This is a genomic window from Phaeobacter sp. B1627, from assembly GCF_006265095.1.
In the GTDB taxonomy this organism is placed as follows: Bacteria; Pseudomonadota; Alphaproteobacteria; order Rhodobacterales; family Rhodobacteraceae; genus Epibacterium.
The window spans coordinates 1-1,418 of the sequence record NZ_VCNK01000092.1 but is presented as its reverse complement, the minus strand read 5'-3'; the positions used below and the strand labels follow the sequence as shown (position 1 = coordinate 1,418).

The 1,418-nt window shown below is 58.8% G+C and carries 1 protein-coding gene; it reads left to right on the top strand.

The window, feature by feature from the left end:
* The first annotated feature begins 157 nt into the window (after positions 1-157).
* Positions 158-1,402, top strand: coding sequence for an IS110 family transposase (locus FGE21_RS19780; RefSeq protein WP_139665111.1), 1,245 nt, complete (start codon positions 158-160; stop codon positions 1,400-1,402).
* The last annotated feature ends 16 nt before the right edge of the window (positions 1,403-1,418 follow it).

Sequence of the window (1,418 nt, the reverse complement as noted above, 5' to 3'; positions counted from 1 at the left end):
CTCAGCGATGAACTCTGGGCCATAGCACGTCGGGAAGAAGGGCTGCCGACAGGTTATGGCCACGCGCGCAGCCTCCAAATTGCGCAGCGGGTGGCCATAATCGGGTCTCAGGTCTCAACAGTGGTTTTGCATAACCACACTGCTGAGGAGACCGGCTATGACCGCCACCCATTCTACTGCTTCGACCGTGCTGGTCGCCATCGACATTTCAAAACACCGGCACGAAGTGCTTATTGGCATTCCCGGCAAGAAACGCCGTCGCCGCATAACGATTACGAACACGCTGGAAGATTTTCAGCGCTTGGCCATCGCTCTCGCCAGCTATGAACTGCCGGTACGGATCGGGTTTGAGGCAACCGGCAATTATCACCGTGCTTTGGCTCATCATCTCGGCCAGGCCGGTTTCGACCTGAAGCTTGTCTCTTCCGTTGGCTTGGCCCGAACGCGCGAGGCTCTGCACAACAGCTGGGACAAGAATGATCCCAAGGACGCCCAGGTCATTCTGCACATGATGGAGATCGGGGCCGTACAGTTCTTCCATGATCCGCTCGTGACCGGGACCGCGGACATCCAGGAGCTCTCCAAAACCCACGAGATCGTTTCGCGCTCGAAGACAGAGTTGTGGCACCGCATCCTGACGCATTACCTACCGCTGTACTTTCCCGAGGCCGAGCGATTTCACCGAAGCTCGCGGACCGATTGGTTCCTGGCGTTCCTCGAGAAGTATCCATCGCCACATATGATCACGGTCATGAGCCAGGAGGCTTTCATAGCTGATGCTTGGGAGGTCGTTGGCCGCAAGGTTTCCAAAGAGCGTCTGCTTTCAGATATTTACGCCACTGCGGTCAGTTCAGTCGGACTGCCAGTGCATTCCGACTCCGATGCCATCCGCATGTTCCGCCTGGTACTGGCCGAAGGTCGCAGCCTGATCCGACAGCGGGATGTGATTGAGGCACGGGCCGTCGAGTTGCTGTCCAATCTGCCCGACTATCAGCTGCTGACGACCATTCCCGGGATCGGCCCGATCAATGCCATGACCATCCTGGCCGAGGCCGGTGACCTGCGTCGGTTTCGCCATCACCGGCAGTTCCTGAAGTTCTGCGGAATGGACCTCGCCACGATGCAGTCCGGCATGTTCCGTGGCCAAAGCCGCATCACCAAGTATGGCAATGCCCGATTGCGGCGCACGCTCTGGATGGCCGGCCAAACCGCCGTTCTCAAGCGGACCAACAGCTTCCGGGACAAGTTCGAACGCTACATCTCGAAAGATCGACACAACGCCCATCTGCGCCGCAAGGCCTACACAGCGATCGCGGCCAAGATGGCGCGCACCGTACACGCCGTGGTCAAACATGGCGCACCCTATCGCCCCTTCTTCGAGGGGGTGAGCCCAGGCGGGTAATCCCCCCTAAAAATAG

Coding starts and splice junctions, on each gene's coding strand:
- FGE21_RS19780 (WP_139665111.1), top strand. CDS start 158: ATGACCGCCACCCATTCTACTGCTTCGACCGTGCTGGTCGCCATCGAC.